Below are 18,495 nucleotides of genomic sequence, written 5' to 3' on the forward strand. Positions count from 1 at the left end.
TGAGATCGCTTACAACAGCTCGTCGCGCGATATCCCGCGGCGCTTGACGGTCCGGCGCAGCTGGCCGAGCGCTTCGAGCTGGATCTGACGCACGCGCTCGCGGGTCAGGCACAGTCGCGACGCGAGCTCTTCCAGCGTCATCACCTCGCATTCGTCGAGGCCGTAGCGATGGCGGATCACGAGGCGCTGCTTTTCGTTCAGCATCCCGATCCACTCCTGGATCAGCGACTCGACTTCAGCATCGTGGATATGCGCATCGGGGGGCTCGGCCTGGTCGTCGGCAAGCGACTCGCCGATGGATAGCGTCGGGTCGATGTCGAGCGGGGCATCGAGCGAGGCGGTATGTTCGCTGAGTGCCAGGATCGCGCGGACATCGTCGACCGACTTGTCGAGCCGTGACGCGACCTGCTCGAGGGTGAACTCGCCGTTGCCGGACGCCTCGAGATTGCGCTGCGCGCGCAGTACCTGGTTGAGTTCCTTCACGACGTGCACCGGCAGCCGTATCGTGCGCGACTGGTTCATGATCGCGCGCTCGATGTTCTGGCGGATCCACCAGGTCGCGTAGGTCGAAAAGCGGAAGCCGCGCTCCGGATCGAACTTTTCGAGCGCGTGCATCAGGCCGAGGTTGCCCTCCTCAACGAGATCGAGGAGCGGAATCCCGCGGTTGAGGTAATGCTTCGCGATATTGACGACCAGGCGCAGGTTGCGCTCGATCATGATCTGGCGGGCGGGAAAGTCGCCGGTCCGCACGCGCCGCGCGAGTGCGGCCTCTTCTTCGGCCGTCAGCAGCGGATTCGCGCCGATCTCGTTCAGGTAGATCTGGGTGACGTCGCTGAGAAACTCGTTCTCGAAGGCCGGCGCGGCCCGCTCGACGAACACCTCCACCTCGGGAGGCAGATCCGGTTCCTGACTATCAGCATCGTCACGACTCACCGGATCGTACATAGCCTCCTCGTCAGCGTGCTGGCAGATACTTCATCGGATCGACTGGACGTCCCTGCTTGCGGATCTCGAAGTGAAGCTTCGGGCGATCCGCGTCGGTACTTCCGAGTTCGGCGATTTTCTGACCCTTCGCGACCGACTCCCCTTCCTTCACCAGGAGTTGCTGGTTATGCGCATAGGCGGTGAGGTAGTTCGCGTCGTGCTTGATGATGACCAGTTTTCCATAGCCGCGCAACCCACTACCGGAATACACCACCTTGCCACCGGCCGAAGCGATCACCGAGTCCCCGGGCTTGCCCGCGATGTCCAGTCCCTTGTTCGACGCTTCGTCGAACGTCCCGATTATCTGGCCGTTCGCCGGCCACAGCCATACCGGATCCGACGTAGTCGCGCCGTTCGCCGTCGCCGGTGCCGGGGAAGGCTGAGACGGCGCCGGTGCGACCGGGGCCTTCGGCTGGATTGCGGCCCATGCTTCGTCGCTGTACGGCTGCTTGCCGCCCCGCGGTTCCTGCTTGACCGTCGCCTTGGCGCTCTCCGTGCCGGGCTCCATCTCGATCGGCTGGGCAATCGCGATCGGCTGCACCGTCGTCCCGGCGGGAGGACCGACACGGATCTCCTGGCCGACGTGGATCTGATTCGGATCGGCAAGCTGGTTCCACGCGATCAAGTCCTTCGTCTGGACCCCGTAATTGCGCGCGATCCCGAGCAAGGTGTCGCCGGGGCGGACGATGTGTACCGGTTGGCCGTTCGCGGACGGAGGCGTCGCGACCGCGCCGCGCTGCGACGAGGGCGGCGTGGTGTCCCGAACCGGGGCCGGCGAGGGTGCGACACAGCCGGCCAGCAGCGCGGCAAAAAGGACGAGTGTGAGAAATCGCGGTGCGTTCGAATTGTCTTGATGAGTCATTCCGTTCCAGTCAGCAAGGGCACGAAGCGAACGGCCTCGTGCCGGCTCTCCTTGAAAACATTACCTTGACGTTCGACCATCACGAGTCGCTGATCCGCGGCCCCGAGCGGCATCATGAGCCTGCCGCCGGACGCGAGTTGCGTCTTCAGCGAAGACGGAACGTTCGGGGCCGCCGCCGCGACGATGATGGTGTCGAAGGGGGCTGCCTCCGGCAGTCCGAGGCTACCGTCGGCACATTTCAGTCGCACGTTGGGAAGCCGCAACGGCCGGAGGTTTTCGCGGGCGACGTCTAGCAGAGGGCGAATCCGCTCCACGGCGTACACCTCGGTGGCGAGGAAGGACAGCACGGCCGCCTGGTACCCGCAGCCGGCGCCGACTTCCAGGGTTCGTCCCAGCTCGCGTCCGGCGCGCAGGATCTCGATCATCCGCGCGACGACGAGCGGCTGCGAAATCGTCTGCTGGTAGCCGATCGGGAGCGCGGTGTCGTCGTACGCGCTGTAGGCGAGGCCCTCGTCGACGAACTTGTGCCGCGGCACCTGCATCATCGCCGCGAGGACGCGTTCGTCGGTGATTCCCTGTCCACGCAGGCGCTCGACCATGCGGCCGCGCGCCCGTCCGGCCGCTTGGCCGGCGTCCCGCGAATGCAGAGTCATCTACGAACCCACTCGCCGACAGCAGGAATGAGGCCGTTGTGGGTGAGGTCGATCTGCAGCGGCGTGACCGAGACGTAGCCTTCCGCGACGGCGTTGAAGTCCGTTCCCTCTCCCGCGTCGGATGCCTGGCCCGCGGCGCCGATCCAGTAAACGGTCTCGTTGCGCGGCGTGACGCTGCGAATCACCGGCTCCGCTTTGTGCCGCTTGCCGAGGCGGGTGATGCGGGTGCCCTTGAGTTCGCCGTAGGGCCGGTCGGGAACATTCACGTTGAGCAGCATCGGGTGCTGGAACGGCGCGCGCGTGAAACGTTCGGCGAGATCGCGCGCGACGCGCGCGGCAGCGGAAAAGTCCGTCGCCGCCTTGCTGACGAGCGAAATCGCGATCGACGGCACGCCGAGCAGATAGCCCTCGGTGGCGGCGGCGACCGTTCCCGAGTAGATCGTGTCGTCACCCATGTTCGCGCCGTGGTTCACGCCCGACACGACCATGTCCGGGAGATGATCCAGCATCCCGGTCACGGCGAGGTGGACGCAGTCGGTCGGGGTGCCATTGACGAAGTAGAACCCGTCCGCCGAGCGCCGCAGCGACAGCGGCCGGTCCAGGGTGAGGGAATTGCTCGCTGCGCTGCGATCGCGCTCGGGCGCGACGACGGTGACCTCACCGACCTCGCGCAGCGCTTGCGCGAGCGCGGCAATGCCGGGCGCAAAATAACCGTCGTCGTTACTGACCAGAATCCGCATGCTTGTTCCGTTCGGAGCGGCACGTGCTGAAGGCCGTGCCCGTTGTATCGCCGAAGACGGAGGATCTTAGCACAGCGGCACACGGCTCTCAGCCCCGCGTGCGCAGCGACCGCCCGCAGCGGCTGCGGCAAACTCGTCGATCGGGGCGGCTAGTCCCGCTCGCCGGCCGCTCGAGCGGCAGCCGAACTTTTTACATCGCTCGAGGGGCCGCGAGTAGCTTTTACCAATGCCGCTCGCGGCGTCACCTGCCTGTCACCGGCACCTTTCTTGCGGTTCGCGTCGCGCAGAAGCGACGGGAGAAGGTGATGAGCGGAAGTTGCGGTGATCGCGGTCCGGGACGCGCCGGCGCGGGGCGCCGCCAGCAGCGGTTCGCGTACCGGCGGCGCGGCAGCGAACGCGCTCGGTCTTCGACTCGGTCAGGCGGTGCCGGCACCCGCGCTGGGACGTGCATGCTCCGACGCCGGGCCCGCTCACTGCCGACCGCGGCGGCAGGTTGATCGAAGCATGCCCGCCCGGGAAAGCGCTGCACCGGTCGAATCGGTCGTCGTCGCCAGCTACACGATTCCGACCGACCGACCGGAGTCGGACGGCACGCTGGAATGGACCGCGACGACGCTCGTCGTGGCCGAAGTGAGCGGCGGCGGACGGCAAGGGCTCGGTTATGGATATGCCGACCGGGCGACGGCCCGCCTCATTCACGACACGCTGGCGCCGCAGCTCGATGGCCGCGACGCGCTCGCGATTCCTGCGCACTGGCGTGACATGGTTGCCGCAATCCGCAACTTGGGGCGACCGGGAATCTGCTCGATGGCGATCTCGATCATCGACAGCGCGCTGTGGGACTTGAAGGCGAAATGCCTCGACTTGCCGCTCGGGGCGCTGCTGGGCAAGGCGCGAAACGCCATTCCGGTGTACGGCAGCGGCGGCTTCACGAGCTATTCCGACTACGAGTTGCAGGCACAGCTCGGCGAATGGGTCCGACGGGGCATCGCGCGCGTCAAGATGAAGGTGGGACGCGAGCCGGGCGCCGACCTCAGGCGGATCGCCGCGGCGAGGGCCGAGATCGGCGACGGGGCCGAGCTTTTCATCGACGCGAACGGCGCCTATACGCGCAAACAGGCGCTCTTCTTCGCCGAGCGCGCGGCCGAACTGCGGGTTGCGTGGTTCGAGGAACCGGTGTCGTCGGACGACCTCGCCGGGCTGCGGCTGCTGCGCGACCGCGGGCCCGCCGGGATGGCGATCGCAGCCGGCGAATACGGCTACGACGCGACGTACTTCCGGCGGATGCTGGAAGCACAGGCGGTCGATGTCCTGCAGGCCGACGCGACGCGCTGCGGCGGAATCACCGGCTTCCTCGGCGTCGCGGCGCTGTGCGAAGCCTTTCACGTGCCGCTTTCGAGCCACTGCGCGCCGTCCCTGCATCTGCCGCTTTGCTGCGCCGCGGGCCCGGCAATCCATCTCGAGTATTTCCACGATCACGTGCGCATCGAGCAGCTCCTGTTCGACGGCGCCGTGCAGCCGATCGACGGCCTGCTCTCCGCGCCTGACGACCGGCCCGGCCTTGGCCTCGCTTTCAAGGAACAGGACGCACGATGCTTCAGGAACCCGTAGATATCAGCGCGTTATCGCGGCGCGGCGGAGTCGATGCGAAGGCGCTCGAGCGCGAACTACGCGGGGAGATCGCCGGCGAGGTCCGCTTCGATGCCGGCAGTCGCGCGCTCTATGCGACCGACGCGTCGAACTATCGGCAGCCGCCGATCGGCGTCGTGATTCCGCGCAGCGTCGATGACGTCGTGCGCACGGTAGCGCTGTGCAGGGAGCATGGCGCACCGATCCTGTCGCGCGGCGGCGGCACGAGCCTGTGCGGCCAGTGTTGCAACGTCGCGGTCGTGATGGATTTCTCCAAGTACCTGAACCGCATTCTCGAAATCGACGTCGAGCACAAATTCGCGCGGGTCGAGCCGGGTGTCGTCCTCGACGACCTGCGCCACGCGGCCGAGCCGCACGGACTCACGTTCGCGCCCGATCCCGCCACCCATACGCACAACACGCTCGGCGGCATGCTCGGCAACAATTCCTGCGGCCCGCATTCGGTGATGGGAGGCGAGACGACGCACAACGTCATCGAGCTCGACATCCTCACCTACGACGGCCTGCGGATGACGGTCGGCGCGACCGACGACGAGACCTTCGAACGCATCGTCGGCGAGGGCGGCCGGCGGGCGGACATCTACCGCGGCCTGCGCGACCTCGCCGCTCGCCATGCGGACGAGATCCGCCGCCGCTTTCCGCCGATCCCGCGGCGCGTTTCGGGTTTCAACCTGCCGCCACTGCTGCCCGAGAACGGCTTCCACGTCGCCCGCTCGCTCGTCGGCTCCGAGGGCACCTGCGTCACCGTGCTCGAAGCGAAGCTTCGACTCGTCGACTGGCCGCCGGCGCGCACGCTGCTCGTGCTCGGTTACCCGAGCGTCTTCGAGGCCGCGGATCACGTTCCGATGGTCATGGAAGCCGGGCCGATCGCGCTCGAAGGCTTCGACGACCGGCTCGTGTCGGACATGAAGGCGATGCACATCCACCCGCGGAACATCGATCTGCTGCCGGACGGCGCCGGCTGGCTGCTCGTCGAGTTCGGCGGCGCCGACGGCGCGCAAGCCGACGAACGCGCGCAGGCCTTGATGGACCGGCTGCGGCAGTCGGCGCAACCGCCGCAGATGGCGCTTTACCACGATCCGCAAAAGCAACGACAGCTCTGGAAGGTCCGCGAGTCCGGGCTCGGCGCGACCGCACACCTGCCGGACAAGCCGCTCACGTGGGAGGGTTGGGAGGACTCTTCGGTACCACCCGAGAGGCTCGGCGAATACCTGCGCGAGCTGCGCGCGTTGCTCGAAAAGCACGGCTACGAAGGCGATCTGTACGGGCACTTCGGCCAGGGCTGCGTGCATACGCGCATCGATTTCGACCTCGAAACCGCCGACGGCATCCGCAAGTTCCGGGAATTCATCCATGCCGCCGCACGGCTCGTGACGCGGCTCGGCGGGTCGATATCCGGCGAGCACGGCGACGGCCAGTCGAAGGCGGAACTGCTGCCGATCATGTACGGCGACCAGATGATGCAGGCGTTTCGCGAGTTCAAGGCGATCTGGGATCCGGTCAACCGGATGAACCCCGGCAAGGTGATCGACGCGCACCGCGCCGACGAGAATCTGCGCCTGGGCGTCGCCTACGATCCTCCGCGCGTCGCGACGCAATTCGCATACGGTTCGGACAACAACGACTTCGCGCGAGCGCTGCTGCGCTGCGTCGGGGTCGGCGAATGCCGCGGCAAGACCGGCGTGATGTGTCCGAGCTATATGGCGACCGGCGAGGAAATGCACTCGACGCGCGGTCGCGCGCGGCTGCTGTTCGAGATGTTGCGCGGCGAAACGATCACCGGCGGCTGGAAGGAACCGGCCGTCAAGGAGGCGCTCGATCTGTGCCTGTCGTGCAAGGGCTGCAAGGGCGAATGCCCGGTGCACGTGGACATGGCGACGTACAAGGCCGAGTTCCTGTCGCGCTATTACGAAGGACGTCGGCGGCCGGCGGCGGCCTACGCGTTCGGAATGATCGACCGCTGGGCGCGGCTCGCCTCCCGCGCGCCGCGTGTCGCGAATTACTTCTCGCAGCACGAACCGTTCGCCACGATCGCGAAACGGGCGATCGGGATCGCACCGCAGCGCTCGCTGCCAGCCTTCGCGGCGAAGCCCTTCACGCATACTTTCAGCAATCGGCGCGGCACGGGAATGCCGGTGATCCTCTGGCCCGACACGTTCAACAACTACTTCCACCCCGAAGTCGCGCACGCGGCCGCCGAAGTCCTCGACGGTGCCGGGTTCGAGGTGCGCGTGCCGCGCGTCCACCTGTGCTGCGGGCGCCCGCTCTACGAATTCGGCATGCTCGACCGCGCCCGCGAATACCTGGTTCGCATCCTAGACACGCTCGACGCCGAGATCCGCGAGGGCATCCCCATCGTCGGTCTCGAGCCGGCCTGCGTCACCGTCTTTCGCGAAGAATTGCCCGAGATCCTGCCGGGCAACGAACAGGCGATGCGGCTGAGCCGGCTGGTTCTCCCGCTCGCCGAATTCCTCGAACGGCACGCGCCCGACTTCCCGTTCGCGCCGCTCCACGGCGAGGCGCTGGTGCACGCGCACTGCCACCAGCAGGCGATCCTCGGGATGGACGCCGACGTCGCGCTGCTGGGCAAGCTCGGCCTCGATTTCCGGATCCTCGATTCGGGCTGTTGCGGCATGGCGGGCTCGTTCGGATTCGAGAAGTCGAAGTACGAAGTCTCGCTGTGCTGCGGCGAACGCGTGCTGCTGCCAGCGGTCCGCGAGGCCGCGGACCCCACGATGATCATCGCCGACGGGTTCAGCTGCCGCGAACAGATCCTGCAGACGACACCGCGCCGCCCGGTGCATCTCGCGCAGGTGCTGCGCCTCGCAATGGTCGCGAAGCCGGCCGGCGTGGGTCCGTCGGAGCGGCGCCGGTGAGCGTCGGGCTCCAGTCCGCCCTCGCTCCGCGTGGTCCGGAAGCGGCGGCGATCGCGGAAATCACCTGGGTCCTCGTCGCCGGGGGCGCGCTGATCTTCGCGATCGTGCTGGTTATCGCCGCGCTCGCGCTGCTCCGGCCGCCGGCCTGGCTCGCCAGTACCCGCCTCGTCGTCGCCGGTGGCATCGTCTTTCCGGTCGTCGTGCTGTCGGCGCTGCTCGCCTACGCGCTCGTCGCGGCGCCGCGGCAGGCCGGCGCCACGCCCACGGACATCGTCGTCGAAGTCGTCGGCCACCAGTGGTGGTGGGAGGTGAATTATCTCGACGGCGACGGCGCGCCCGACTTCGCGACGGCCAACGAGATCCGCATCCCGGTCGGACGCGAGGTCGAGCTCCGGCTGCGCTCGGCCGATGTGCTGCACAGCTTCTGGGTGCCGGCGCTCGCGGGCAAGCTCGACCTGATCCCGGGCAAGGACAATCGTCTGCGCGTTGCCGCCGATCAGGCGGGGACGTTCCGCGGCCAGTGCGCCGAGTATTGCGGTGGGCCGCATGCACAGATGGCGCTTTTCGTCGTCGCCGAAGATCCAGCGCGTTTCGACGCGTGGCGGGCAGCACAGCGCGAACCGCAGCAAGGCATCGACGATGCGCAGGCGGCCGAGGGCAAGGAACTCTTTCTTGCCCATTGCGCGTCGTGCCACACCTTGCGCGGGACTGCGGCCGAAGGGGAGCTCGGCCCCGACCTGACGCATTTCGCGAGCCGCCTGTCGCTCGGAGCCGGTATCCGCGCCAATCACGTGGGCACGGTCGCAGGCTGGATCGCGGGCAACCAGCGGATGAAGCCGGGCAACCTGATGCCGGAAATCCGCGATCTGGACGGCGATGAACTTCGCACGCTGTCCGCCTGGCTCGGGACGCTGAAGTAGATGTCCGAGAACCTCTCCGCGTGCCCCAGCCTGCGCCTCCGCCTCGAATGACGACGCTGCCCAATCCCGCGCCGCGACCGGAGGGCGAAATCGACGAACTGCGGCGGCTCTGGAGGACCCCGCGCGGCCTGCGCTTCATTACCGTCATCAACAACAACTACATCGGCATCTTGTACGTCGGCGCGGCGTTCCTGTTTTTCGTGCTCGCCGGCATCCTCGCGCTGCTGATGCGCGTGCAGCTCGCGGTGCCGGAGAACGACTTCCTCGGCCCCGACCGCTACAACCAGTTCTTCACAATGCACGGCACGATCATGATGTTCCTGTTCGCCGTGCCCGCGGTCGAAGCGATGGGCATCCTGCTGCTGCCGAACATGCTCGGCGCACGCGACCTGCCGTTCCCGCGGCTGTCCGCGTACGCGTTCTGGGCTTATTTCGTCGGCGGGCTGGTGTTCTTCCTGAGCATTTTCAAAGGCTGGGCGCCTGACGGCGGCTGGTTCATGAACCCGCCGCTGACGAACGAGACCTACTCGCCGGGCTACAACGCCGATTTCTGGCTGCTCGGGATCGGTTTCATCGAGATCTCGGCGATCGCGGGCGCGGTCGAAATCGTCGTCGGCGTGCTGCGCACCCGCGCGCCGGGGATGACGCTCGGCAGGATGCCGATCTTCGCATGGGCGATGCTGGTGTTCGCGGTGATGATCATCTTCGCGTTCCCCGCGGTAATCCTCGCGACCGCGCTGCTCGAACTCGAACGCGCATTCGGCTGGCCGTTCTTCCTCGCCGAGCTCGGCGGCGACCCGCTGCTGTGGCAGCACCTGTTCTGGTTCTTCGGCCATCCCGAGGTCTACATCATCTTCCTGCCGGCCGCCGGCATGGTGTCGATGATCGTCCCGACGCTGGTGCAGGCGCCGCTCGTCGCTTACCGCTACGTCGCGCTGGCGCTCGCCGCGACCGCGTTCCTGAGCTTCGGCCTGTGGGTGCACCACATGTTCGCGACCGGCATCCCGCGGCTGTCGCTGTCGTTCTTCCAGGCGGCGAGCATGGCGGTCGCGATTCCGGCCGGCGTCCAGGTGTTCGCGTGGATCGCGACGCTCGCGCAGGGCCGGGGGCGCATGAAGATGACGACGCCGGCGCTCTTCGTCCTCGGCTTCCTGTTCACCTTCGTGCTCGGCGGACTCACCGGCGTGATGGTCGCGGTGATCCCGTTCGACTGGCAGGCGCACGACAGCTACTTCATCGTCGCCCACCTGCATTACGTGCTGATCGGCGGCATGGTGTTTCCGCTGTTCGCGGGCTTTTATTACTGGATGCCCTACACGAGCCGTCATCGCCTGTCGGAGCGGCTCGGGCGCTGGGTGTTCGGGCTGATGTTCGTCGGATTCAACGTCGCGTTCTTCCCGATGCACCTCACCGGTCTCGCCGGGATGCCGCGGCGGGTCTACACCTACGCCGAGGGCTACGGCTGGGAGACGCCCAATTTCGTATCTACGGTCGGCGCGTTCCTGATCGCCGCCGGCGTGCTCGTCTTCATCGTCGATGTCGCGCGGAAGTTCCGCATGGCATCCGAAGACAACGCCGGCAACGTGTGGAACGCCGGCACGCTCGAATGGCTGCCGAACGGCAACTATTCGAACCGCAGCATCCCGGTCGTCACCAGCCGCGAACCGCTGTGGGACCAGCCGAACCTCGCCGCGGACGTGGAGGCGGGCCACTACTATCTGCCCGGCGCGCCGACCGGCGGGCGCGAGACCATCGTCACGAGCGCGCTCGACGCGAAGCCGGAGTTCCTGCTGCGCATGCCGATCCCCGGCTGGGCGCCGCTGGTCGCTGCGTGGTTCACCGCCGCGTTCTTCCTGTTGCTGACGGTGAAGCTCGTCGTGCCCGCGGCGGTCTGCGGCGTCATCGCGATCGCCGGCATGCTGCACTGGGCCTGGGAACTCGACCCGGCGCCGCTCGCCGCACCGGTCGACATCGGCGGCGGCATCCGCCTCCCGGCGTACATCAGCGGCCCGCGCTCGCAGTCGTGGTGGGGCGTCGTCGTGCTGCTCCTGGTCTCGGCCGCGCTCTACGGCTGCGCGCTGTTCTCCTACCTCTACTTGTGGACCGTCGCGCCGTGGACGTGGCCGAGGCCCGCGCAGCTGCCGGGCCTCGCCTATCCGTTCGCCGAGGCGCTGCTGCTCGGCGCGAGCAGTCTCGCGGTGGGACTCGCGAACCGCCGACTCTCCGCCGGCCCGCGGCGCATCGGCGCGCCGCTCTTCACCGGCCTGCTTTTCCTCATCGCCGCCCTCGCCGTCGAGATCTGGGCGCAGCGCGATTTTGCACCGACGGCGTCGGCCTACGGCGCGGTCGTCTGGCTCCTGGCGTCGCTCGCCGGCTTCCAGGCGCTCGTCGTCGTCACGCTGGCGCTGTTCACGCTCGCGCGGGCGGCACGCGGCAAGCTCGACCGTGTGCGCCGCGTGACCTTCGACAACGCCCGGCTGTTTTGGCACTACACCGTCGGCCAGAGCCTCGTCGGCGTCGCCGTCGCGCATGGTTTTCCACGGATGCTCGGATGAACGCCGATCTTGCCCGCCTGCGCATGCTCGCCGGCGTCGCCATCTGGGCGCTGCACTTCGCCGCGATCTATGGCTTCACAGCCGTCGCCTGCGCGCGCCGGCTCCCTGGCCCGGTGCCGCTGGCGGTCGCGCTCGCGACACTCGTCGCCGCGGCGGCATGCGCGCTGATCGTCATCGCCGAACTGCGCAAGCCGCAAGGGTTCGAGTCGTGGATGACCGGCGGGCTCGCCGCGCTCGCGCTGCTCGCGATCGTCTGGGAAGCCGTACCGGTTGTCGTCGTCACGCCTTGCCAATGAGGGACCAGAACCTTTCCTGCGGCTCGCTTTGCCCGCCGCGTGTGCGAGCGAGGTGCGCCCAACATGCGCTCGGTCGGATCGTCACCGTCGTCTGCCTCGCTCTCGCCGGTTGCGGCGATAAGCCCCCGTCGGCGCTCGGCGGCGACCCCGACAACGGACGCCTGTTGCTGCGCCAGTTCGGTTGCGGCAGTTGCCACCGCATCCCCGGCGTCGCCTCGGCGCGGGGCAACGTCGGCCCGTCGCTGGAGGGCGTCGGGAAGCGCGTGTATCTCGGCGGGGTGTTGCCGAATACGCCCGAAAACATGGTTCGGTGGATCCTCGACCCGAAGCAGTTCGACTCCGAAACCGCGATGCCGGACCTGCCGGTCGCCGAAGGGCAGGCGCGCGACATCGTCGCCTACCTTCAGGGTTTGAAATGAAACGCGGCCTTCTCGCGCTGTCCGCGACTGCAGCGACGCTCGCCGTCGCAGCCACAGCCGTCATCTACGGCGGCCTCTACGATATCTCCGCGACCGATCAGCACCTCGCGCCGACCTATCGGATCCTCGACGTGGCGATGCGCCGCTCGATCGCGCGGCGAGCGGCGGAGATCGTCGTGCCGCCGCTCGACGCACCGCCGATGCTCGAGCGCGGGCTTTCGCTCTACGACGCTCACTGCGTGCAGTGCCACGGCGCGCCCGGCGTCGCGCCCGAGCCGTTCGCGCTCGGCCTGACGCCGGCACCTGCGAACCTCGCTCACACCGCCCGCGAGTGGCCGCCGGCCGACCTCTATTGGGTGGTGCGCAACGGCATCAAGATGACGGGCATGCCCGCGTGGCAGTTCCGGCTCGCCGAGGCCGACCTCTGGGCGGTCGTCGCATTCGTCGAGAAGCTGCCCGAGTTGTCGCCGCGCGATTACGACGAACTCACCGCTGCGCTCCCGCCCGGGCGCGCCCAGGAAATGCCAGTGCGCAACCGGCCCGATCCGGAACGCGGCAAAACGGCGATGCAGCAATATGCCTGCGTGACCTGCCACCGGATTCCCGGGCTCGTCGGCCCCAACGCCCCGGTCGGACCGCCGCTCGACGGCATCGGGAGCCGGACCTACATCGCCGGCGTGCTGCGCAACGAGCCCGACAACATGATCCACTGGCTGCGCGCGCCGCAGGACATCAATCCCGCGAGCGCGATGCCCGATCTCGGCGTCGGCGAGCAGGACGCGCGCGACTTCGCCGCCTATCTCGCCACACTGGACTAGGCGCGTTCCGGGCCCCGGCGCGGTCATGGAGTACGAGAGCCCGAGGAACACCGATTGCATTTTTCCGGCCGCGAGGGCGACGAACGACGACACAGCGGGAGAAGCTCCGCCCGCGCCGTCAAGCAGTGACCGGACAGACAGGACGGAGAACCGATGGACCGCATGGACCGCAGCACCGCCGAAGTCTTCGACGATCACCTCGATTGCGCGACCCGCAATGACGTCGAAGCCGATCTGAAGGCGAACTTCGCGCCGGACTGCGTGCTGCTGACGTCGTTCGGCCGGTTCGACGGGCACGACGGCGTGCGCGAAGCCGCCGCACTGCTCGCCCGCCAAGTCCCGGAAGCCGAATATCGCTACATCCGGCGTGTGACCCACGGCGAAATCGCGTTTCTCGAATGGACGGCGACGGGTCGCGGCAGCCGGGTGCGCGACGGAGCCGACAGCTTTCTGATCCGCAACGACCGCATCGAGATCATGACGATCCACTACACGGTCGAGTCCGACAACGACGCGGACACGCCGCCCGCGGCCTCGGCGGCCAGCGTCTGAACAGTCGCCAGCGCGGGGCCGCCCGCCAATCGGAATCTTGCCAGGAGAAGGATCATGGATCGCTGCCCGCTCCTCCTATCCGTCGTGTTTTCGTTCGGACTGGCCGCGTGCGCGGACCAAGCGCAGCTTCCGCCATCGGCGAGCATCGGAGCGAATCCGACGCTACCGCCGCCGACGAAGTCGCTGATTCCAACCGTCGACATCGCTCCCGCGGCAGGTTGGCCGGCCGGCGTGAAGCCGGCAAGCCCCGAGGGCACGCGCGTCGACGCGTTTGCGACCGGGCTCGATCATCCGCGCTGGCTCTACGTACTGCCCCACGGGGACGTGCTCGTCGCGGAGACGAACGCGCCGGAACGGCCGGGAGACGGCAAAGGGATCAAGGGCCGCGTGATGGAGATGGTCATGAAACGCGCCGGCGCGGGCGTGCCGAGCGCGAACCGGATCACGCTGCTGCGTGATGCGGACGGCAACGGCACGGCGGAAGGCCGCTTCGCGTTTCTCTCGGGACTCAACTCGCCGTTCGGCATGACGCTCGTTGGCGGCGACTTGTACGTCGCAAACACCGACGCCGTCGTGCGCTTTCCCTACGAGGAAGGGCAGACGTCGATTACCGCGCCCGGGACGAAGCTCGTCGATCTGCCGGCCGGCCCGATCAACCATCACTGGACGAAAAACATCATCGCGAGCCCCGACGGCTCGAAGCTCTACGTGACGACGGGATCGAACAGCAACGTCGCGGAGAACGGTATCGAAGCCGAAGCAGGGCGCGCCGCGATCTGGGAAGTGGACACGAAAACCGGAGAGCACCGAGTGTTGGCGAGCGGGTTGCGCAATCCGAACGGCCTCGATTTCGAACCGGGCACCGGCAAGCTTTGGACCGTCGTCAACGAACGCGACGAACTCGGCAGCGACCTCGTGCCCGACTACCTCACGTCGGTCGCCGATGGGGCGTTCTACGGCTGGCCCTACAGTTACTTCGGCGACCACGTCGATGACCGCGTCGAGCCGCCGCGCCCCGACCTCGTCGCAAGCGCGGTCAAACCCGACTATGCCCTCGTCCCGCACAGCGCCCCGCTCGGCCTCGCGTTCGCCCAAGGCAGCGCCCTGCCACCGCCGTTCCGCGACGGCGCCTTCATCGGGCTGCACGGCTCGTGGAACCGTCGACCGCCGAGCGGCTACAAGGTCGTCTTCGTGCCGTTTTCGAACGGCATGCCGAGCGGCGAGCCGATCGAGGTGCTGACGGGCTTCCTGTCCCCCGATGGGGATGCGTATGGCCGGCCGGTCGGCGTCGCGATCGACCGCCGCGGTGCGCTGCTGGTTGCCGACGACGTCGGCAACGTGATCTGGCGGGTTTCGCCGCGTTGAATCGGCAAGGCTTTCAAACCGTCAGCAGTTTTTGCAGCGCAGCGGGCCGCTCCCCGCCGCCGCACGCCCGGCGCTATGCGCGCGGCGCGTCCTCGACTTCTTCGCGCGTGACCTTCAGCCGCATTTCGCGCGTCGTCCAGTCCACCTTGTCGACGGCACCGACCGGCACCAGCACGTGCTTGCCCGGCAGCCAGTTGCGCGTATCGACGATCATCCGCTGGATCGACCAGTTCGTTTCATCGACGACGAAATCCTCGACGTGACCGATCGGACCATCGGTCGCGACGACCCGATAGCCGATCACTTCGTCGCTGCTGCGCAGGTGCGACTCGCGCGCCTGCTGTTCCGCTTCCTTCAATTCCTGTGTGCGCTCGCGCGGGGACGCTCCGTGGGGCGGCGTCGTCACGGACGGCTCGCCGGTGATCGGATGTTGCGACGAGCCCCAAAGGTAAGGTCCATCCCAGTAGAACGGATAGCCGTAGTAGTTGGCGTGCGCTTCCTCGAACTGACGGGACACCGGCTGATGCTCGTCCGGCCCCGGACTGTTGCGGACCTGCTCGCAGGTCAGCGTGACCGCGATGTCCTTTTCGCCGGTACCGTCCCGGCGGATCGACGCGGGCGAAATCAGGACCTTCCGTCCTGGCACGCCGATGCCGGCATCGACTACGAGGTAGCGCACCACCCAGCGTTGGTCGTCGAAATACACGTCCCGCACCGACCCGATCCGGCCGTCGGTCGCGATGAGATGCTTGCCGAACAGTTCGCCTTTTGCCTCGAGAAGCATGTCGTTCTCCTTCGTTGCCTCGCAGTCGACTGATCCAGCAAACACCGTTCCGCCACGTCGCGGGAACGCGGCTTGCGGTCCCGGCGATCATCAACGCGGCGGGAGGTAACGATGAGCGACCGACTGAAGGACCGCATTGCGATCGTTACCGGATCCGATTCCGGCATCGGCCAGGCGATCGCCGAGGTTTTCGCCGCCGAGGTTTTCGCCGCCGAGGGTGCGGACGTCGTCGTCACCTATCTCAACGATCGCGACGGTGCCGACGAGACGCGCCGGCGCGTGGAAGCCGCCGGCCGCCGTGCCGAGGTCGTCCGGGTGGACCAGCGCGAGCCGCTCGAAGTCGACCGTCTCTTTCGCGAAACACGGAATGCCCTCGGCACCCCCTACATCCTCGTGAACAACGCCGCGATCGGCGGGGGCAGCGGGCAGGTGGCGGAGACCTCCCCGGAAGACTGGGACGCAGTTCTGAAGACGGATCTCTACGGCCCGTTCTATTGCTGCCGTCATTTCGTCGGCGAGCGGCGCACCGCAGGCGGCAAGGGCAAGATCATCAACATCACGTCGGTGCACGAGGAAATCCCGCTCGCCAACGCCGCCGCATACAACGCCGCGAAAGGCGGCTTGCGCAACCTCACCCGCACGCTGTGCCTCGAACTCGCGCCAGACCGGATCAACGTGAACAACATCGCGCCGGGAATGGTCCTGACGCCGATGAACCAGCAAGCGATCGACGACCCGGCGGCGCGCGCAAGACAAGTGCAGCACATCCCGTGGAAACGCGCGGCCGAACCATGGGAAATCGCGCGCCTCGCGCTGTACCTCGCGTCCGAGGATGCCGACTACGTGACCGGCCAGACCTTCACGATCGACGGCGGCCTTTCGATCAACGTCGGTCAGGGCGCGTAGAACTGAAGACGCCGCTTCGCATGGGCCGGAATCAGGCCGCTAGATCGCGCCTCGCGCTCGGCCACGGCGTCGCTTCGCGTGCGAAGAGAATCGGGTTTTCGCCGATCTTCTAGGTGACGCCAACGAGGCGCCGCTTCGTCCGTGGAGTCGGGGGCGCATCGTCGGGACCTCCGCAGCGGTGCTGGGAGATCGGCAGACGTTGTCCTCTTCGTTGAAGCTCCCGCCGAGCGCTTCCCTTGAGTAACCCTCGGCCGCCGCACCAACCCTCATCGGCCGTGCTGATTCACCGACCGTTCGGACTGCCTATCGCGCGAACCGACGCGCTCAGCAAGCCCCCACCACAGCAACGCCCAGCCCGCGCCCGCCGCCCAGCCCGCCAGCACGTCGGTCGGCCAATGCACACCGAGATAGACTCGGCTGATGCCGATGAGCAGCGTCAGGGTCAGCGCAATCATCATCACGTACAGCTTCAACCGGCGGCGCGGCACGATGCGCGCAAGCAACGCGCCGAGCGTCAGGTAGACGAGCGCGGAGATCATCGCGTGCCCACTCGGAAAACTCGCGGAAACGACGTAATCGCCATGCGGAAAGAGATGTGGCCGCGGGCGCGAAAAGAGGTGTTTGAGCAGCGAGGACGCGAGTGCCCCGCTGACGGTCGCAACTACGACGAACGCGGCGGTCCGCAGCTTCCGTGCAAGGACCAGAAAGACGCTGACCGCCAATACGACGAGCCCGAGCACAGTGAAACTTCCGAGTGCGGTGATATCCCGAGCGGCAGCCTGAAGCCACGGCGGGCCGAGCGGCGCGACGATCTCGCCCGTTACCCCCAGCATCGCGAGAATCGCGCTATCGACCGCGTGCGCTTGCCCCTCGACGACCTCTTCGGCGACTTCGATAAAAGCCCAAAGGGCGGAGGTCGCAGCGACGACGATCGCGAGAATGCGCGGTTCGAGCCAAGCTTCGAGAAAGCGCAAGACGAGACCTCCTAATAATCGCGAAAGCAAGGTAAGTCTTTCGACTCCGGAACGCCTGATTTCATCGGCCCGGCCGGAGGATTCGAATCTGCGACCGCACTGGAGGCGGTCCTCGAGCGCAGGATTGCGCTGCGGCCCATGCGAAAAGCAAAAAGGCCAGTCTCTCGACTGGCCCAAGTGCTTGATTCTATTGGTCGGGGCGGCGGGATTCGAACTCGCGACCCCTTGCACCCCATGCAAGTGCGCTACCAGGCTGCGCTACGCCCCGACACGAGTGCGCATTATAGCAGGATCGGTCGGGTTTGCCAGTGTCACGCGCGGCCCTTACGTGAGCCAATCACAAGGACTTCCGCCGCACTCGGAGTCGCCGCCACTTCGCGCGCCGACGCCCGCAGGACCGCTGCCCTCTCGGCCTCCGTCACGCCACGAACACCCTCATGTCCGGGCAGCCACGCGCCGGCTATCGTTACGCCCGCAGCTGTTCGAGCGTTTCGACGATCTCGGCTCGCACATGCGCGAGCGCGCTACGGAGGCGTTCGGCTTCCTCCGCCTCCTCGTGCCGGTGAATCGCGGTCTCGCCGAGCTTGTTGCGCGCCCCGGAGATCGTGAAGCCCTCGTTGTAGAGCAGCTCGCGGATCCGGCGCACGAGCAGCACTTCGTGGTGCTGGTAGTAGCGCCTGTTGCCGCGTCGCTTCACCGGCTTCAGCTGGGTGAACTCCTGCTCCCAGTAGCGAAGCACGTGCGGCTTGACCGCGCACAGCTCGCTGACTTCGCCGATCGTGAAATACCGCTTGGCGGGAATCGGCGGGAGCTGCTCCGACTCGTCGTTATGGCTGCTTGCTTGCATCGCTCAACTGCTCCACAGCGGCCTTCAGCTTCTGGCTCGCGTGAAAGGTGACGACCCGGCGCGCGGTGATCGGAATCTCTTCACCGGTCTTCGGGTTGCGCCCGGGGCGCTGCGGCTTGTCTCGGAGCTGGAAGTTTCCGAAACCCGACAGCTTGACGCATTCGCCGCGCTCGAGCGCCTGCCGGATCTCCTCGAAGAAGCCTTCGACCATGTCCTTGGCTTCGCGTTTGTTCAGGCCGACCCGCTCGAACAGCAGGTCGGCGAGCTCCGCCTTCGTAAGGGTGACGTTCATCT

Annotated in this window: 18 protein-coding genes and 1 tRNA gene; 10 read left to right on the top strand and 9 right to left on the bottom strand. The window is 67.3% G+C overall.

All coding sequences use genetic code 11. The features are described 5' to 3' along the window. Positions 1-9: 9 nt before the first annotated feature. Genes rpoS through surE form a run of 4 tightly spaced genes read right to left on the bottom strand, consistent with a single transcriptional unit; the run spans position 10 to position 3,239 of the window. Positions 10-945, bottom strand: a complete 936-nt coding sequence (gene rpoS, locus ROZ37_RS04435) for an RNA polymerase sigma factor RpoS (RefSeq protein WP_312657820.1) — start codon at positions 943-945, stop codon at positions 10-12. Positions 946-955: 10 nt separating this feature from the next. After that, the gene (locus ROZ37_RS04440; protein WP_312657821.1) at positions 956-1,846 is read right to left on the bottom strand and encodes a peptidoglycan DD-metalloendopeptidase family protein; all 891 of its coding nucleotides are present in this window, start codon (positions 1,844-1,846) and stop codon (positions 956-958) included. After that, positions 1,843-2,499, bottom strand: a complete 657-nt coding sequence (locus ROZ37_RS04445) for a protein-L-isoaspartate(D-aspartate) O-methyltransferase (RefSeq protein ID WP_312657822.1) — start codon at positions 2,497-2,499, stop codon at positions 1,843-1,845. The genes ROZ37_RS04440 and ROZ37_RS04445 overlap by 4 nt, the downstream gene beginning before the upstream one ends. Continuing rightward, positions 2,496-3,239 (bottom strand): 5'/3'-nucleotidase SurE, encoded by a 744-nt coding sequence (gene surE / locus ROZ37_RS04450; RefSeq protein WP_312657823.1) that lies wholly within the window; start codon positions 3,237-3,239, stop codon positions 2,496-2,498. Before surE ends, ROZ37_RS04445 begins: the two co-directional genes overlap by 4 nt. Before the next feature lie 504 nt (positions 3,240-3,743). On the opposite strand from surE, the gene ROZ37_RS04455 reads away from it, so the two are divergent. The 9 genes from ROZ37_RS04455 to ROZ37_RS04495 all read left to right on the top strand — a co-directional run bounded on the left by ROZ37_RS04455 (position 3,744) and on the right by ROZ37_RS04495 (position 14,690). Then, positions 3,744-4,850 (top strand): enolase C-terminal domain-like protein, encoded by a 1,107-nt coding sequence (locus ROZ37_RS04455; protein WP_312657824.1) that lies wholly within the window; start codon positions 3,744-3,746, stop codon positions 4,848-4,850. Beyond that, positions 4,832-7,765 (top strand): FAD-binding and (Fe-S)-binding domain-containing protein, encoded by a 2,934-nt coding sequence (locus ROZ37_RS04460; RefSeq protein ID WP_312657825.1) that lies wholly within the window; start codon positions 4,832-4,834, stop codon positions 7,763-7,765. The genes ROZ37_RS04455 and ROZ37_RS04460 overlap by 19 nt, the downstream gene beginning before the upstream one ends. After that, positions 7,762-8,685: a c-type cytochrome gene (locus ROZ37_RS04465; protein WP_312657827.1), complete on the top strand. Its 924-nt coding sequence runs from the start codon at positions 7,762-7,764 to the stop codon at positions 8,683-8,685. Before ROZ37_RS04460 ends, ROZ37_RS04465 begins: the two co-directional genes overlap by 4 nt. A gap of 47 nt (positions 8,686-8,732) precedes the next feature. Further along, positions 8,733-11,240, top strand: a complete 2,508-nt coding sequence (locus ROZ37_RS04470; RefSeq protein WP_312657829.1) for a cbb3-type cytochrome c oxidase subunit I — start codon at positions 8,733-8,735, stop codon at positions 11,238-11,240. Then, a complete protein-coding gene (locus tag ROZ37_RS04475) occupies positions 11,237-11,536 on the top strand; it encodes an MHYT domain-containing protein (RefSeq protein ID WP_312657831.1) in 300 nt (99 codons plus the stop codon). Before ROZ37_RS04470 ends, ROZ37_RS04475 begins: the two co-directional genes overlap by 4 nt. A 41-nt stretch (positions 11,537-11,577) precedes the next feature. Continuing rightward, on the top strand, positions 11,578-11,955 hold the full coding sequence (locus ROZ37_RS04480) for a c-type cytochrome (RefSeq protein WP_312657833.1): 378 nt from the start codon (positions 11,578-11,580) through the stop codon (positions 11,953-11,955). Beyond that, positions 11,952-12,773 (top strand): c-type cytochrome, encoded by an 822-nt coding sequence (locus ROZ37_RS04485; RefSeq protein ID WP_312657835.1) that lies wholly within the window; start codon positions 11,952-11,954, stop codon positions 12,771-12,773. The genes ROZ37_RS04480 and ROZ37_RS04485 overlap by 4 nt, the downstream gene beginning before the upstream one ends. 153 nt (positions 12,774-12,926) lie before the next feature. Next, positions 12,927-13,325, top strand: coding sequence for a nuclear transport factor 2 family protein (locus ROZ37_RS04490; protein WP_312657836.1), 399 nt, complete (start codon positions 12,927-12,929; stop codon positions 13,323-13,325). Positions 13,326-13,379: 54 nt separating this feature from the next. Continuing rightward, positions 13,380-14,690, top strand: a complete 1,311-nt coding sequence (locus tag ROZ37_RS04495) for a sorbosone dehydrogenase family protein (RefSeq protein WP_312657838.1) — start codon at positions 13,380-13,382, stop codon at positions 14,688-14,690. A gap of 73 nt (positions 14,691-14,763) precedes the next feature. Here ROZ37_RS04495 and ROZ37_RS04500 read toward each other — a convergent pair whose 3' ends face one another. Further along, the gene (locus ROZ37_RS04500; protein WP_312657839.1) at positions 14,764-15,474 is read right to left on the bottom strand and encodes a PRC-barrel domain-containing protein; all 711 of its coding nucleotides are present in this window, start codon (positions 15,472-15,474) and stop codon (positions 14,764-14,766) included. A gap of 111 nt (positions 15,475-15,585) precedes the next feature. Here ROZ37_RS04500 and ROZ37_RS04505 point away from each other — a divergent pair, with 111 nt between their 5' ends. Then, positions 15,586-16,380, top strand: coding sequence for an SDR family oxidoreductase (locus tag ROZ37_RS04505; RefSeq protein WP_312657840.1), 795 nt, complete (start codon positions 15,586-15,588; stop codon positions 16,378-16,380). 266 nt (positions 16,381-16,646) lie between these two features. Here the strand turns inward: ROZ37_RS04505 and ROZ37_RS04510 are convergent, their stop codons facing one another. The 4 genes from ROZ37_RS04510 to ROZ37_RS04525 form a co-directional block, all read right to left on the bottom strand. After that, positions 16,647-17,354: a phosphatase PAP2 family protein gene (locus tag ROZ37_RS04510; RefSeq protein WP_312657842.1), complete on the bottom strand. Its 708-nt coding sequence runs from the start codon at positions 17,352-17,354 to the stop codon at positions 16,647-16,649. A gap of 191 nt (positions 17,355-17,545) precedes the next feature. Then, positions 17,546-17,622 (bottom strand) — tRNA-Pro (locus ROZ37_RS04515). 198 nt (positions 17,623-17,820) lie between these two features. Next, on the bottom strand, positions 17,821-18,201 hold the full coding sequence (locus ROZ37_RS04520; protein WP_312657844.1) for a MerR family transcriptional regulator: 381 nt from the start codon (positions 18,199-18,201) through the stop codon (positions 17,821-17,823). Then, the gene (locus tag ROZ37_RS04525) at positions 18,182-18,493 is read right to left on the bottom strand and encodes an integration host factor subunit alpha (protein WP_011236311.1); all 312 of its coding nucleotides are present in this window, start codon (positions 18,491-18,493) and stop codon (positions 18,182-18,184) included. The genes ROZ37_RS04520 and ROZ37_RS04525 overlap by 20 nt, the downstream gene beginning before the upstream one ends. Positions 18,494-18,495 lie beyond the last annotated feature (2 nt).

The sequence above is a fragment of the Aromatoleum sp. genome, from assembly GCF_032027225.1.
Classification (GTDB): domain Bacteria; phylum Pseudomonadota; class Gammaproteobacteria; order Burkholderiales; family Rhodocyclaceae; genus Aromatoleum.